The organism is Spiroplasma endosymbiont of Panzeria rudis (assembly GCF_964019705.1).
GTDB classification, from domain to species: Bacteria; Bacillota_I; Bacilli_A; order Mycoplasmatales; family VBWQ01; genus Spiroplasma_E; species Spiroplasma_E ixodetis_A.
In genome coordinates this window covers 1057270-1073361 of the sequence record NZ_OZ026460.1, presented here as the reverse complement: position 1 = coordinate 1073361, position 16092 = coordinate 1057270, and the positions used below count along the sequence as shown (strand labels likewise).

Sequence of the window (16092 nt, the reverse complement as noted above, 5' to 3'; positions counted from 1 at the left end):
GAAATGTTTAGTAATCTGTGTAACTTACAAAAATAACTATGTTTAATTAATTCTAGTAAATATAATTAAATGACTAGAAAGAGTGAGTTACAGATGGCTAAAAAAGATAACTTTAATAATAATGATCCAATATCAAAAGCAGTAGATTTATTACTAGAAAATACTGAAGATTTAACAACAGTTTTTAAACCTGGCGGTTTATATAAAGAATTAACAAAAAGATTAGTTGAAAAAATGTTGAATTCTGAAATGCAAAATTATTTAGGATATGAAAAAAATCAACATAGTACTACTGAAAATGCTCGTAATGGTACAAGTTCAAAAAAATTAATAACTCAACAAGGTAAAATTGAAATTGATGTACCAAGAGATCGCAATAGTAATTTTACTCCTGTAATAGTTCCTAAAAGGCAAAGAAGATTTGATGGTTTTGATCAACAAGTTCTTTCCTTGTATGCAAAAGGAATGACATTATCTGACATTAGAATGCAGTTGCAAGAGTTATATCATGGTGCTGATATTAGTGAAAGTGTTATTAGTCAAATTACTGATGATGTTATTGATGATGTTAAAGCATGACAAAATCGACCATTAGAAAGTATTTATCCTATTGTTTATTTTGATTGTATAGTAGTTAAAGTACGACAAGATAAACGGATTATTAACAAATCAGTTTATATAGCATTAGGAGTTGATTTAGAAGGCAAAAAAGATGTTTTAGGATTATGAATTAGTGAAAATGAAGGTTCTAAGTTTTGATTATTTAATTTCACAGAAATGAAAAATCGTGGCTTAAATGATATTCTTATTGCTTGTAGTGATAATTTAACAGGCATGTCAGAAGCAATACAATCAGTTTATCCTAAAACAGAACATCAATTATGCATTGTTCATCAAATTAGAAATAGTTTAAAATATGTTTCATACAAACATCGAAAAGGTCTAGTTGCAGATTTAAAACCAATTTATAGTGCATGTAGTGAAGAACAAGCAATGCAAGCTTTAGAATCGTTTGAAAGTAAATGAAATAAACAATATCCTCAAATTACTAAATCTTGATATAAAAATTGAGATAATTTAATGGTTTTTATTAGTTATCCAGTAGAAATCAAAAGAGTGATTTATACTACAAATGCTATTGAATCTGTTAATAGTCAATTACGAAAAATCATCAGAAATAAAAAAGTTTTTCCTAATGATATGGCAGTTTTCAAAATATTTTACTTGGCAATTGAAAATATAACAAAAAAATGAACATTGCCTATTCAAAATTGAAATACAGCAATTGCTCATTTTATGATAAAATTTGAAGACAGAATTAATCTAAATTAGTAACTTTGTAAAACAAAGATACACAGATTATTAAAAAGCCTCAAAATATAAATATCTTGCAATTTGACGTGCTGAAGGTCGATATGCAGCAGTAGCATCAATGATTCAAAATGTTAGACCATTACCTATATTATTAAGCGAACCTCATTTTGCAAGTAAAATTATAGTTGAAACATTTGCAGCTAGTTATTGAACTAATTATCATACACAATTTTGAGGATTATGAGTAAATGCTGATAATGGTTATTGACCTCAATATACTACTATACCTAGTTCAGATGATACTAATAAGATAAAAAATGTTAAAATTCTTTCTGAATTAAATAATACTTATTTTAATAAATTATTCTTTGTTATTGAAAAATATTTAAATGATTCAGGTATTAAATGTCGTATTTCTAAAAAAGCAGTAAAAGATTGATATTCTAGTTTATATTTATATGGAGTTGGAAATATTCAATTTAATAATCAATATGACGATTATGATAATGACAAAAAACGACAATATTATATTCAAGTTTAATTTGAGGCTTTTTAATAATCTGTGTATCTTTGTTTTACAAAGTTACTAATTTAGATTAATTCTGTCTTCAAATTTTATCATAAAATGAGCAATTGCTGTATTTCAATTTTGAATAGGCAATGTTCATTTTTTTGTTATATTTTCAATTGCCAAGTAAAATATTTTGAAAACTGCCATATCATTAGGAAAAACTTTTTTTATTTCTGATGATTTTTCGTAATTGACTATTAACAGATTCAATAGCATTTGTAGTATAAATCACTCTTTTGATTTCTACTGGATAACTAATAAAAACCATTAAATTATCTCAATTTTTATATCAAGATTTAGTAATTTGAGGATATTGTTTATTTCATTTACTTTCAAAATTTCTGATATGAGTCGAAATGAAGCAAAAGATGAATTGTTTAGTAAATTAAAAGAAAAATTATCATTAGAATTTAATAAAATTATTAAAAATCATGAATATAATAATAAACTTCAATCTAAAGAGTTAGCCAATAATATTGTTAGTGAAGCAATAGAACGTTATGCAAGTAATTTTATTGTTGATAAGTCAGTATCATACGTTAAGTTGCCTAATGAAGAAATGAAAGGCAGAATTATTGGTAAAGAGGGTAGAAATATTAAATCTTTTGAGTTAACAGCAGGTGTAGATATTATCATTGATGATACGCCAGAAACAATTCAAATTTCTTCATTTAATCCGATCAGAAGAGAAATTGCAACTAGAGCTTTAGAAGATTTAGTTAAAGATGGAAGAATTCATCCAATTAGAATTGAAGAAATCTTGAGATTTCATGAGCAGGAATTAAATGAAGGTTTTAAAGTTGATGGTAAAAAAATTATTGATGAGTTAAAATTAACTGGTTTTGAACCAGAGTTAGTATCTTATATTGGAAGATTAAAATATCGTACAAGTTATGGTCAAAATGTTTTATTGCATTCCTTTGAAGTTGCCAAACTTGCAGGAGCAATGCAGCTGAATTGGGTTTAGATGTTAATATTGCAAAACGTGCTGGTTTATTACATGATATTGGTAAAGCCGCTGATTATGAATTAGAAGGTTCACATGTTTATAATGGTGTGATTTTAGCAAAAAAATATGGTGAAAGTGATATTATTATTAATGCTATTCATTCTCATCATGGTGATGTTGCAAAAGATAATGTTTATTCTTCTTTAGTTTCAGCTGCTGATACATTATCAGCAGCTAGACCTGGTTCAAGAAATAATTCATTAGAAGAATTTATAACTAGAATTAAAGAAATTGAAGATTTGTGTAAATCTGTTAAAGGTGTAGAAAAAGCATATGCTGTTCAGGCCGGAAGACAAATTAGAGTTATTGTTGATCCTAAAGTTATTAATGATTTTGATGCTCATATATTAGCAAGAAACTTAAAACAAAAATTAGAACAAATGATTACAATACCAGGCGATATTCATATTACTGTTATTCGTGAAGTAAGAGCAACAGAATTAATTAATTAAAAAATTAATTAATTGTTTTTTAGAGAACCCTTAGGTTCTCTTTTAACTTTATAAAATATATAATTTGTTAATTCAAATATTTATTTTTTATGCTTAATTTATTTTTTCATTATTATTTTAGTGTTAAAATAATATAGTCTTAAAAATAGAGGAGAATATAAATATGAGTTTTGCTGACATTATGTCAAAAAAAGTACAAAAAACATTAGAAAAAAATTTAAGTAAAAAAACTTTAACCATGGAAAATATGGAAGCAACAATTAAAGAATTCAGATTAATTTTGTTAGAGGCTGATGTTAATTTTAGGGTGGTTAAAACTTTAACTAATGAAATTATTAATAAAGCAAAAGGTGAATTTATTAAAGAAGGCTTAGATCAAAAAGAAATGTTAATTAAAATTATTCATGATGAATTAACAAAGATTATGGGTACTAAGAATGTTGAATTAGATTTATCTACTAATCCTACTGTTATTATGATAGTTGGTTTACAAGGTTCTGGTAAAACAACAACAATATCTAAACTAGCAAAGTTGTTAACAGATAAATATCAAAAAAAATGTTTACTAGTTGCAGGAGATATTTATCGTCCAGCTGCTGTTGAACAATTAAAAGTTTTAGGAAAACAATTGAATATTGAAGTTTTTTCCCAAAAAAATGAAACCCCTACTAATATTGTTAAAAATGCTCAAATATATGCTAATAAAAATAAGTTTGATGTAATATTAATTGATACAGCTGGAAGATTACACATTGATGAAAAATTAATGCAAGAACTAGCAGAAATAAGAAAAATTACTTCACCAGAAGAAGTTTTACTTGTTTGTGATGGTATGGCAGGACAAGATATAATTAATGTTGCTATTGAGTTTAATAATACTATTCCTATTACTGGAAGCATAATCACTAAATTAGATGGTACTGCTAAGGGTGGTTCAGCTCTTTCAATTTCTTATTTAACAAAGATTCCTGTTAAGTTCTTAGGAATGGGTGAAAAGGTAACTGATTTAGAGGTTTTTTATCCAGAAAGAATGGCAGAACGTATTTTAGGAATGGGTGATCTTACTACATTAATGGAGAAGGCCGAAAGTATAGTTTCAACTCGTGATGTTGAAGAAACTATGAATAGAATGATGTTAGGTCAATTTGATTTGAATGACCTTGTTAATCAAATGAAGCAAATTCAAAAAATGGGTAAATTGGGATCACTTGTAAAAATGATTCCTGGTATGTCTGCTAAAATTAGTGATGCTAAAATTAGTGATGCTGAAACTGATTTAAAAATAGCAGAATATATTATTGCTTCAACAACTGCTCAAGAACGTGAAAAGCCACAAATTTTACGTTATCCAACTAGAAAAGCAAGAGTATTAAAAGGCTCAGGTCGTTCAGAAAAAGAATTAAATAAAGTTTTAAACCAATTTGAAAAAACTAAAAAAGTTATGGATCAAATTGCTGGTCAGATTAAAAAAGGAGAAATGCCAAATATTCCAGGATTAGATAAGTTAATAAAAAGTTAGAAAAATAAAAAAAATTTGTTATTTTTTGTTAATTTGTTAAAATTTATTTAACTCAAGAAATGTATAAAACTTTGATTTCTTGAGTTTTTATAGATATTATTTTATTAAAATTTTTTTAAATTTTCTTCTTTGTTTTTAAAAATTTAATTTATTTTTTAAAGTAAAACTAGATTTTAAAAAGAAAATAGTGTTTAAATAGTGGGTTATTTTAAATTAAAAATATAACAAAAATTTATTTTTTCTTTTTCAGTTGCTTAATAATATTTAGGGAACAAGATAACTTTGAATTGTGTTTAGTAAACAAATTAAATTCAGTTAGGAGACAATGATTATGAAAGATACGTATACATCTGTTCGATTAGCTCAAAAGCCACAAAATTCTTTTGCTTGCTATCGATGTGGTAGAGTAATTTTGATAGCTGATTACTTAGAAGGAATAAATATTCAAGTTAATTGCAGTCGTTGTGGCTTTAAGAAGCGTGTTAATAGTATAAAGATAGAGAAAATAAACAGTAAACCAAATTCAGCGCTAAATTCTAATGAAATTTCAAAAGAAAAGATAAATGAAATTTTTAATTCCTAAAACTATTAAATTTGTAAAATTACAAATTTGGAGAAGTGTTGGTTTAATTGATTTATTAATTATTTTAATGGTAGTTGGATTTGCTTCAATTATTATTTTATTGTTGCAAATTGATATTATTTTTAAAATATTAGCTGTTATTTTAGTTGGTTGTGCTACTATTCCGCTTACTTTTTATTGACAGCCAAGAAAAAAAGGATGAGAAATTATTTTATTATGATTTAAATTTCATAGTAAAAATCGTTATTATAAATCTGAAAAAAATTCACAAATATTAGTACCATTTAAAAAAATTATTAGTAAGAATGTGATGCAATTAAATGTGAAAAATACAAATTATACTAGAGCTTTATTATTGGAGGGTTTTAATATTACATTATTATCTAATGAAGAAGCCTCAAATAAAATTAAAGATTTAGCTGCAGCTTTTAAAATTATTAATATTTCTATGTCTTTAATAAAGATTGATATGCCTTTAGATATAACTGTACAAACTAATTTTTATAAAGAACAACTCGAAAAAATTGATTTAGAAAATATTAGTGAAAAAGCAAAATTAGCAAGAAAATTTCAAATGATATCAGCAATTAATGCTAATAATGAAATTCAAAATCAAAATGAAATGACGCAACCATTTTTTTACTTATTTTTTTATTCATCAAATCAAGAAAAATTAAAAGAAGAAGTAAATGCTTTTAAAAATTATATCAGTCGTAGTGGTGTTAAAGCTAGTGATATTAATTGTTTTGAAATGATGGTTGTTTATAGTAAATTAATAAATTCTAATGAAAATGCTTCCTTAGAAGAAATGTTTACTACAAAAAAAGAAGAAACTGTTAAAAGTAAAGATTTAACTAATGATTTGGCGATTAAAGAATTATTAGTTCATAAGAATAATTTAGAATTTGCTAATTGTTTTCAAACTGTTTATAACATATATGATTATCCATTTGAAGTTTCAGCAGTCTGATTAGCAAATTTAGTAAATATTCCTAATACTAGTTTAATCTTTACTTTTAATAGTATCAGTGAAGAAAGTGCTAAAAAACAATTGAATAAAGCTATGCAAAATTTAGCAACTTTAAATTTTATGACAAAATCATTATCAGAACGAAGAGATTATGATTATCATTATCAATCATTAAATGAATTATTAGATCAAATTGCTGGTGGTGGTGAAAAAATATTTAATACTAATATGTATTTGTTAATTAATGGTGCTGATCGTAAGCAACTTAAACAAAATATTAGTACTGCCGAATACGAAATAAAAAATAATAATATGAAGTTTGATAAATTATATTATCGTCAATTAGAAGCTTTTTTATCAGTAATGCCAGATAGTGCTGATTGATTTAAAGAAACAGGTCACGAAATGCCATGTTTAACAATAGGTGCTAGTTTTCCTTTTTTAAATCAAGAATTAAATGATAAACAAGGATTATTTCTTGGATTTAATGAAAGTGGTAATAAAGTATTTTTTGATCAAAGAACTAAAAGTAGTACTCGTAAAAATCATAATCAACTAATTATTGGTACTAGTGGTTCAGGAAAATCTTATACTTCTAAAAAAGAAGTAAATTATCAAATTATGCTTGGTCATAAAGTAATTGTTATTGATCCTGAACGTGAATATCGCGATTTATGTAATTATCATGATGGAAGTTGAATTGATGTTGGTGATGGTTCTTCTGGCAATATTAATCCATTTCAAATTACATTGGCACTGAGTGATGATAATACTAATGATAATAATACTCGTGATATTTTAGCACCACATATGCAATTCTTAGAACAATTTTTAAACGTTGCTACTGGTGGATTAACGAGAAATGAATCAAGTTTATTAATGATTTATGTAAATTTAATGTATGAAAAATTTGGTATTACTTCTCGAACAAAAATTCATTTATTAAAACCAAATCAATTTCCAATTTTTCAAGATTTATATGATATTATTGAATCTGATATGGTTAAAGAAGAAGAGATTAGAAGTAAAAATGAATTAAAAAATTTACTAATTATATTATCAAGATTTGCAACTGGTGGTACTGATGCTAATTTATGAAATGCTCATACTAATATTAATAGCAGTAGTTTATTACAAGTTTATGATTTATATACTTTAACGCAATCAGGGAATAAACGCTTAGTTAACGCTCAAATGTTTTTAATTTTGAAATATATTGAAAATGAAGTACGAAAGAATAAAAATGATAATGAAATTAATAATAAACAACAATGAATTTCAATTACTATTGATGAAGCCCATTTACTTATTGATAAAGAATTTCCAGCAGCATTATTATTTATGTATCAAATTGTTAAGAGAATTCGTAAGTATACAGGTATGATAAATATTATTACACAAAATATTAACGATTTTCTTGGTTCTGAAGAAATTAAAAAATATACTACTGCTATTATTAACTCAAGTCAATATTTAAAAGTATTAAACTTACAACCTCATGATTTAGCAGCATTAAATGAATTGTATTCTTCATATGGTGGCATTTCTGCTAATGAAACTGATTTTATTGCTCGTGCTAAAGTTGGTGAATGTCTTTTTGCTATTTCTAGTTTATATCGTATGTGTTTAAATATTAATGTTAGTGATGCTGAAAAACAAGCAATTAAAAATATAAAAAATAAAGAAATTGAAAATTAGTATATTTTTTATACATTATCGATTTCATCAATAATTGTTAATTTATTTTTAAATTAAATAAAGATACTTTCATATTAATAAAACTTATAAGTTTTATTAATTTATTTGGAAATGTTTAGTAATCTGTGTAACTCACTCTTTCTAGTCATTTAATTATATTTACTAGAATTAATTAAACATAGTTATTTTTGTAAGTTACACAGATTACTAAATATTTCCGAAATTTAAATTATTCAAAATAATTATTTGTATAATTACCATCTCATTTTATATCTTCATCATGATTTTTAACTTTTGCAAAATATAAATTTGTTTTATTTGGACTACTTCATTTATTTCATCAAATAGTTGTTGTTCCATATACTCTTTCTCCATTTGGCTTTAAGTAGGAATTTTCCATATTATGGGTAAGCACCCCCCATGATTAAACCAATTGTTCCAGTTGTAGCACCAGTTAGTGCTAATGCTAATGTTATTTTACTTAAATTTGTTTTTATTCATGTTTTCACTTTAAATTACTCCTTTTTGAACATTTAATTTATACTGAGTAGTTGATGTTTGATTTTGTAAATCATTTGAATTTATTTCATATTTAAAATATTCAAAAACATCAATTCCTTTTTCTGTATTATTTTTTAAAATTTTTTCATCTATATTCTTAAAATAATTATGTTTTCAATTGTTATATTCTCTTTTTTTATTATTAGAATTAAAATTATTATTAATGATTTGGTTGTTTTTGTTTTTGATTTGAATGTTTAATAAATAAATTATAATTATTAATTATTCTTTCTTGTAAATCTAAATCAAAATATCAAAAATCTAAACTTCAATGAAAATGACTAATATATTTTCGTCAGCATTTTTGTGCAATAATATAATTAAGTTCTTCAAAATCAAATTTTAAAATATTTGTATTTAATTCATCTTTTAAAACAGTAAGAAATTGTATATGTTGAATTAATTCTTTTTCATAATTAATATTTTCATTTAATAAAATTTTATAAGTTGCCAATTTAATAATATTTTTTTGCCAATCATCATTTACAATATTTATTAATTGATTATTATTAACTATTATTTTCATCTTTATTAATTACTCCTTTTTTCTTTAATTTTATTTATAAATTGTACTATTTTTCATTATTTTTACAAGTATGCTTTTAAATACAAAATAACGCCTAAATTAAAGGCGTTTATTTTATGAGACCTATACTATTAATTGTATTGAAATTATTAATTATATGCTAAATATGAAAGTGTTTTTTTAAATATTTTTTATTTTATTTAAAATTACACTTATATATGTATATAATAAACAAGTAAATTAATTTTTTAAAAATATTTACAATAAATTTAGAAATTTTAAAAATAGTTAGGAGAGATAAATTTGAATTTTAATTATAAATGAAATTTTAGAGAGCAAAACGCAAAAATTGATAAATTAGCATTAGAACATATAACAAATAAATGAGAAAAAATAGATTGAAGAATAAAAAATACAAGGGATAAAAAGAAATATAAAATTGTTGATTTTCAATATCGAACAAGAAAAACTATATATGGAATGGTAACTTATAAAAGAAGAATTTATGAATATTTTGATGAAAAATTACAAAAATTAACTCGAATATGTTTAGTTGATGAAATACTAGAACTGCCAAAATATAAAAGAATAGGCGAAGATATTGAACAAACGATTATTGAATATTTTGCTGATGGAAAAAGATACAGAGATATTTGAGCTATTATAAAAAAGGCAAATATTAGTCTTAGTTCTATTCATAGAGTTTTTAAAAATTTAGAAGTAATTGAAGCAAATCCAGTAAAAGTAAAATTAGAAAAAAATCAACCTATTTTTGTAGCAATTGATGATGGACATCGAAAATTTTGAAATTTTAAACGTAAAGGTATAAAACACTCTATGCGTTTAATAGTAACATATACAGATAATATTAATCACAAAGTACAAAATAAAAGAGTAAAAGCAATTATAAGACCAACAAGAACAGCAATTGGTGTTAAAAAAACTGCTGAATTTGTTAAAAAACATTGTCAAAAATTTTATGAAAACATTGAACAAGCAAAAATTATTATTTGTGGTGATAGTGCAGGATGAATTAAAGAAGTTGCTGATTATTTAGGTGCACAGTTTGTTTTAGATAAATTTCATTTAATTAGAACATTATATATTGGAATAATGGCTGGAAATAAAGAAAAATATTTAGAAGAATATAATCATTGTAAATATTTAATTAATAATGGTCAATATGAACAATTAATTAACTATTTATATAATCAATTAGATAATCATAAAAAATTAAAAAAACAATACTTTAAAAATAATAAAGAAGGTATTGAAAATCAAGGTGCAAAGTGAAATATAGGTTGTTTTACTGAAACTAATATTTGACATGTTTTAAAAGAAATGCTTGGAAATAGAACATATAATATTTTAATTTATATTAAAATGGTTATTTTTAAATGTAATAAGATAAATTTAGAAACATAGCTTTAATGTATGTAATAGTTACTTATTATTTCACAATTTTGAATAGCATCTCAAAAATTATTATTTTTTATTTTTACTTTTAAACCAATAATGAAAAAAGTTAATGATAAAATTATAATTATTAAAATTGGTACTAAAATTAGACAAAAAATCACTCCAATTTGTAATTGAATTCAACTACAATAATTTCCATTACAATTAGTTATTCAACATACAGATTTGGGAGAACAACCTAAAATATGGATTATACTGGTTGTACTTAATATTCCAAATTATTTCTTGTCTAAATTTATAATAAGACTATATGAATTAATTTATTCCGGATTTTTGACAATCTCCCATTTATTTTATTAATTATGGTTTATGAAAAGATTGTCGTCACCCTAATTATTTAGCAGAAATTGGGTTTTGATATATGATGACAGCATTGTTTATTTGTGATTTATTATTTAAAAATATTAATAGTGATATAAATAATTTATATCATTTATTATGATTATTAAGTCCGTTGTATTTTAATGTTGTAGTAATTAATATTACCGACATACCAATATGAGAAGTAAAACAATGACAAAGGTTCCACTCTAATGAAGATTATTACAAATATTTAAATGAAACTAGTTGTGTAATGTGTTATATTGGTAAAAAAGGTCCAATTAATAAAGTGAAAAAATTAATATATAAAAAATAAGAACATATGTTCTTATTTTTTATATATTAATTTATTAAATTCTTTTTATTGCACTATTAACAAAATCTTCATTTGGATCAAATTTAGTTTCGTTATTAATATTTCATAATTTTTCTTGCTCTGTTTTAGTAACTTTATTAGGCATTTGTATATCAAGAATAACATGTAAATCACCATGTTTACTACTATTAGGGTAATAGAATCCTTGATTTTTTAAAGTAATTTTGTCACCGTATTGTAGTCCTAATGGTAATTTATGTTTAATTATTCCTTCAAAGGTAGGAATCATAATAATATTTCCCAAAATAATATCTAAGTAAGATACTGGTAATTTAATATACATATCACTACCTTGACGATCTAAGAAAGCGTGTCGCTTAATATTAATACCAACAAATAAATCGCCTTGAGTGCCACCATTATGACCAATTTTACCTTTACCTTTAATTCTAATTTGTTGACCATCAAAAATACTGCGAGGAATATCAAATTCTAATTTTTGATTTTCAATATAATAGCGATGTCCTTTGCATTTTAAACATTTTTGACGAATAATTTTACCAAGTCCTTGACATTGGTTGCAAACACCTTGATGTCTAAACATACCTAATGGTGATTGTTGAACATATTCAAGAACTCCTTTACCTTTACATTTATCACATGTACTAATATCATTAGGAGTTCTAGCACCAGTTTCTTTACAATCCTTACAAGCAACATCAATGTTAATACTAATGGTCATTTTTTTGCCAAAGAATACATCACGATAACTAATTTCAACTTTTGTTAGGATATTATCACCTGGTGTTTTACCATTATAGCGTTGTTGTTGTCTTCTATTACCACCAAATAAGTCACCAAATAAGTCACCAAATGCTGAACTAAAGTCACCGAAACCAGAAGAACTGCCAACTCCAGGCATATCATGACCAAATTGATCATATTTTGCTCTTTCATTAGTATCAGATAAAACTTGATAAGCTTCACTTATTTCTTTAAATCGAGCTTCATCACCACCACTTGGTGAATCAGGATGATATTTTTTTGCAAGCGTACGAAACGCTTTCTTAATTTCATCTGGAGTAGCATTACGTGAAACTCCTAGAATTTCATAATAATCACGTTTTTTACTTGCCATTTTGTCCACCTCTAATTATTTTATTTAGTTGCTGCGTCAACATCAATAACATCATCACTTTTATTATCATCTTTTTTAATATGATCTGTTGGTTCTTGTTTTTGTTGGTTCATAAATTGTTGTGCAGCAGCAAACGCTTGTTTTAATTGTTCTAGTTTTTCTTTTAAATCATCATATTTTTTTTCATCTAGTGATTTTTGTAAGTCATCACGTAGTTTTTTCATTTCAGCAATTTGTGGATTTTCTGCTTCACCTTCTTTTGCTGATTTAGTAACTTCAGCAGTCATTTTATCAATATCATAAATATAGGCTTGTGCTTGATTAGATAATTCAATTTCTTCTTTATGTTTTTCATCGTTTTCACGATTCTTTTCAGCATCTTGTACCATTTTTTCAATTTCGTCTTTACTTAAAGTACCACTATTGCTGATAGTAATTTTTTGTTCTTTATTAGTTTTTAGATCTTTAGCACTAACAGATACAATACCATTAACATCTATATCAAAAGTAACTTCAATTTGTGGAACACCTCTTGGTGCTGGTTCGATGCCACTTAATTGGAAACGACCTAGTGAATGATTATCTTTAGCTAGTGGACGTTCTCCTTGTAAAACACTAATATCAACAGCGGGTTGATTGTCTTCAGCAGTTGAAAATACTTGTGACTTTTTAGTAGGAACAGTAGTATTACGAGAAATTAATGGTGTCATTACTCCTCCTAAAGTTTCAATACCTAATGATAAAGGAGTTACATCTAATAGTAAAACGTCAGTAACATCACCCGATAATACTCCTCCTTGAATAGCAGCACCTAAAGCTACTACTTCATCAGGGTTAACACCACGATGTGGTTCTTTACCAATTTCGTTTTTAATAACTTCTTGCACAGCTGGGATTCTTGTTGAACCACCAACTAAAATAACTTCATCAATTTCATTTTTGCTTAATTTAGCTTCTTTTAAGGCATCACGAACAGGAGCAATAGTTCTTTCAACTAGTGATTTTGTTAGTTCATTAAATTTGGCACGTGTTAATTTTTCATTTAAATGTAATGGACCTGAGGCATTCATTGAAATAAACGGTAATGAAATATCAGCTTGTACTACTCCTGATAAGTCTTTTTTCGCTTTTTCAGCAGCATCTTTTAAACGTTGCATTGCCATTTTATCTTTTGATAAGTCAACACCATTACTTTTTTTGAATTCACTAACTAAATGTTGAACAATTAAGTCATCAAAGTCATCACCACCAAGTTTGTTATCACCACTAGTTGATAATACTTCAAATGTTCCACCCGCTAATTCTAGAACTGAAACGTCAAATGTTCCACCACCTAAGTCAAATACTAAAATTTTGTGATCTTTATCTTGTTTATCTAAACCATAAGCAATGGCAGCAGCAGTTGGTTCGTTAATAATTCTTTCTACTTTTAATCCCGCAATAATTCCTGCATTTTTAGTAGCTTCACGTTGTTCATTGTTAAAGTAAGCAGGAACAGTAATAACTGCTTTTGATATTTTTTTACCTAGTTTTGATTCAGCAAAGGTTTTAATAGTGCGTAAAATTTCTGCAGACACTTCTTCTGGTTTACGTGTTTTATTAGCGGCTTTAACTGTTTCTTTAGTTCCCATAATTCTTTTAATTGAACTAACAGTATTATCTGGATCAGTAATAGCTTGACGTTTAGCAACTTCACCAACCATAATTTGACCATCTTTGTAAGCAACAACTGATGGTGTTGTTCTTCCACCTTCGGCATTTTCAATAACTTTTGGCTTATCACCTTCCATTACGGCAACACATGAATTAGTTGTTCCTAGATCGATTCCTAAAATGATTTCTTTATTTGTTGTTTTATTTGTAGACATAATATTTTCACTCCTTAATTTTTCTTTGTTTCTGTTTTTTCTTCTTTAGTTTGAAAAACTTTAACTTTAGTAGTGCTAATGACACGATTATGCAATTCATAACCATTAGCTATAACTTCAACAATAGTATTATTTTTTACATTTTGATAAGCATTGTTTGTATTATCATTAATAATTTCTACTGCCTCATGTTGGTGAGAATTAAATTGATCTCCAACTTTAGCAGTAATTTCTTTTAAACCTTCTTTACCAAGTGCTTTAATTAATTCTTCATAGATAAATTTAAAACCAACTAGGAAATTTTGAACTGCTGCATTATCAGTTTTAAAGTTTAGTGCTCGTTGGAAATTTAATAAAGTATGAACTAAATCTTTAATAATTTTTTGGTTAGCATATTTAATGTGTTCTTTATTTTGAATTTCTAATTCTTTAATGGTATTTAATCTAGTAGCTAGCATTAATTGCTTTTGCTGTGAATTAATTTTATTAAGTTCTGTTGTTAATTCTTTAATTTTTGTTTCTAATTCGATTTCTTTATTTAATGATATTTTTTCTTCTTCGACACTTACTGGTGTTTCAGTAACAGGAGTTGAAATAGTTGTATCTTTAGTTTCTGTTGCTGATACGTTATCAATGTTATCTTTTTTAGCTTTTGTCATTTTATCATCTCATTTCTATTTAAAGTTTTTAATCAATGTTTGATTAATCCAATTTAGAATTTCGGTTAGTTTTTCATATTCTAAACGTTTTGGTCCAACAATTGCAATTTGTCCTTGTTCACCATCATGAATTTTAAAAGTAGTAGTAATCATTGCCATATCGTTATTTTCATTGCCCAGTTCTTCACCAATTTTAATTTGTAGTTGATTATTATTTAATTCATCAAAATACATTCATGGTGATTGTGATTCAATGAATTTAATAATTGTTTTAACCTTATTAATATCATTAAATTCAGGATTTTCTAACATATATTGAACACCATGTGTTGTTGATAGTGGTCGTGAGAAATTAATTAAAGTGTTAACAAATCCTTGAATAATATATTCTGATTTTTGTACTTGTTGTTCAAGAATTGGTTTTAATAAATTTACTTTCTCACTAATTTCACTAATTTTAGTACCAATTAATCTGGTGTTAAAAATATCAATAGCAATTGATAAATCGGTTAATGATGTTTCTTGAATATTAAACATTTTGTTTTGAACATGACCATTACTAGTAATACAAATTGTTAAAGCATTATCATTACTAATCGGTATTAATTCAATTTTCTTTAAAGTATCTTCATTAAGATTAGGACCAGTAACAATACTAATCAAATTAGTCATTTCACTTAAAATACTACTAGTTTTATTTAATACTTCGGTAATTACTAAGTTACGGTTATTAAATACTTCTGCTATTTTTTTCTTCAAGATTTCTAGTTCTTGGTGTTCACCCATATTCATTAAATTATCAACATAATAGCGATAACCTTTTGTTGAAGGAATACGACCACTAGAACTATGTGCTTTTTCTAATAATCCTAATGTTTCTAATTCAACACATTCATTACGAATAGTAGCACTAGAAAAATTAATATTGTTATTATTTTCTAAAATAGTTTTGCTACCAATTGGTAATCCTGTTTTAATATATTTTTCAACAATGATTTTTAAAATTTGTGATTGTCTGTTACTTAACATTGTTCACCACCTTTTTTAGCATTCATTAACATTGAATGCCAATACTTATATAATTATAACTGAGAGTGTAATAATATCA

At 25.3% G+C, this 16092-nt stretch carries 15 protein-coding genes and 1 pseudogene; 9 read left to right on the top strand and 7 right to left on the bottom strand.

The window, feature by feature from the left end; all coding sequences use genetic code 4:
• Positions 1-93 precede the first annotated feature (93 nt).
• A complete protein-coding gene (locus AACK89_RS05945) occupies positions 94-1332 on the top strand; it encodes an IS256 family transposase (RefSeq protein WP_338979306.1) in 1239 nt (412 codons plus the stop codon).
• A 100-nt stretch (positions 1333-1432) separates the two neighbouring features.
• Complete coding sequence (locus tag AACK89_RS05940; RefSeq protein WP_338977932.1) at positions 1433-1855, top strand: hypothetical protein; 423 nt, start codon at positions 1433-1435, stop codon at positions 1853-1855.
• A 45-nt stretch (positions 1856-1900) separates the two neighbouring features.
• Here the strand turns inward: AACK89_RS05940 and AACK89_RS07700 are convergent.
• Positions 1901-2231, bottom strand: a pseudogene (locus AACK89_RS07700) (transposase); the annotation flags it as partial.
• Here AACK89_RS07700 and AACK89_RS05925 point away from each other — a divergent pair.
• From AACK89_RS05925 to AACK89_RS05905, 5 genes are all read left to right on the top strand, one after another.
• The gene (locus AACK89_RS05925; protein WP_338977927.1) at positions 2232-2852 is read left to right on the top strand and encodes a KH domain-containing protein; all 621 of its coding nucleotides are present in this window, start codon (positions 2232-2234) and stop codon (positions 2850-2852) included.
• Positions 2843-3346 carry an HDIG domain-containing metalloprotein gene (locus AACK89_RS05920; RefSeq protein WP_338977925.1) on the top strand — a complete coding sequence of 168 codons (504 nt, stop codon included), beginning with the start codon at positions 2843-2845 and terminating at the stop codon, positions 3344-3346. Before AACK89_RS05925 ends, AACK89_RS05920 begins: the two co-directional genes overlap by 10 nt.
• Positions 3347-3509: 163 nt before the next feature.
• Positions 3510-4865: a signal recognition particle protein gene (ffh, locus tag AACK89_RS05915; RefSeq protein ID WP_338977922.1), complete on the top strand. Its 1356-nt coding sequence runs from the start codon at positions 3510-3512 to the stop codon at positions 4863-4865.
• Between the two features lie 331 nt (positions 4866-5196).
• Positions 5197-5448 carry a hypothetical protein gene (locus tag AACK89_RS05910; protein WP_174480064.1) on the top strand — a complete coding sequence of 84 codons (252 nt, stop codon included), beginning with the start codon at positions 5197-5199 and terminating at the stop codon, positions 5446-5448.
• A complete protein-coding gene (locus AACK89_RS05905) occupies positions 5429-8116 on the top strand; it encodes an Mbov_0397 family ICE element conjugal transfer ATPase (protein ID WP_338960440.1) in 2688 nt (895 codons plus the stop codon). Before AACK89_RS05910 ends, AACK89_RS05905 begins: the two co-directional genes overlap by 20 nt.
• Positions 8117-8345: 229 nt before the next feature.
• Here the strand turns inward: AACK89_RS05905 and AACK89_RS05900 are convergent, their stop codons facing one another.
• Both AACK89_RS05900 and AACK89_RS05895 read right to left on the bottom strand, forming a co-directional pair.
• A complete protein-coding gene (locus AACK89_RS05900; protein ID WP_338977919.1) occupies positions 8346-8516 on the bottom strand; it encodes a hypothetical protein in 171 nt (56 codons plus the stop codon).
• A gap of 321 nt (positions 8517-8837) precedes the next feature.
• Positions 8838-9203, bottom strand: coding sequence for a hypothetical protein (locus AACK89_RS05895; RefSeq protein WP_338977916.1), 366 nt, complete (start codon positions 9201-9203; stop codon positions 8838-8840).
• Positions 9204-9506: 303 nt separating this feature from the next.
• On the opposite strand from AACK89_RS05895, the gene AACK89_RS05890 reads away from it, so the two are divergent.
• Both AACK89_RS05890 and AACK89_RS05885 read left to right on the top strand, forming a co-directional pair.
• Entirely contained in the window at positions 9507-10628 is a 1122-nt protein-coding gene (locus AACK89_RS05890; protein WP_338977913.1) for an Mbov_0401 family ICE element transposase-like protein, read from the top strand.
• A gap of 415 nt (positions 10629-11043) precedes the next feature.
• The gene (locus AACK89_RS05885) at positions 11044-11319 is read left to right on the top strand and encodes a hypothetical protein (RefSeq protein WP_338977910.1); all 276 of its coding nucleotides are present in this window, start codon (positions 11044-11046) and stop codon (positions 11317-11319) included.
• A 34-nt stretch (positions 11320-11353) separates the two neighbouring features.
• On the opposite strand, the gene AACK89_RS05880 is transcribed toward AACK89_RS05885, so the two are convergent.
• Genes AACK89_RS05880 through hrcA form a run of 4 tightly spaced genes read right to left on the bottom strand, consistent with a single transcriptional unit; the run spans position 11354 to position 16013 of the window.
• The gene (locus AACK89_RS05880; RefSeq protein WP_338977908.1) at positions 11354-12457 is read right to left on the bottom strand and encodes a DnaJ C-terminal domain-containing protein; all 1104 of its coding nucleotides are present in this window, start codon (positions 12455-12457) and stop codon (positions 11354-11356) included.
• 20 nt (positions 12458-12477) lie between these two features.
• Positions 12478-14325: a molecular chaperone DnaK gene (dnaK, locus tag AACK89_RS05875; RefSeq protein ID WP_338977906.1), complete on the bottom strand. Its 1848-nt coding sequence runs from the start codon at positions 14323-14325 to the stop codon at positions 12478-12480.
• A gap of 14 nt (positions 14326-14339) precedes the next feature.
• On the bottom strand, positions 14340-14984 hold the full coding sequence (locus tag AACK89_RS05870; RefSeq protein WP_281748893.1) for a nucleotide exchange factor GrpE: 645 nt from the start codon (positions 14982-14984) through the stop codon (positions 14340-14342).
• Between the two features lie 15 nt (positions 14985-14999).
• Positions 15000-16013: a heat-inducible transcriptional repressor HrcA gene (gene hrcA / locus AACK89_RS05865; RefSeq protein ID WP_338977904.1), complete on the bottom strand. Its 1014-nt coding sequence runs from the start codon at positions 16011-16013 to the stop codon at positions 15000-15002.
• Positions 16014-16092: the final 79 nt, after the last annotated feature.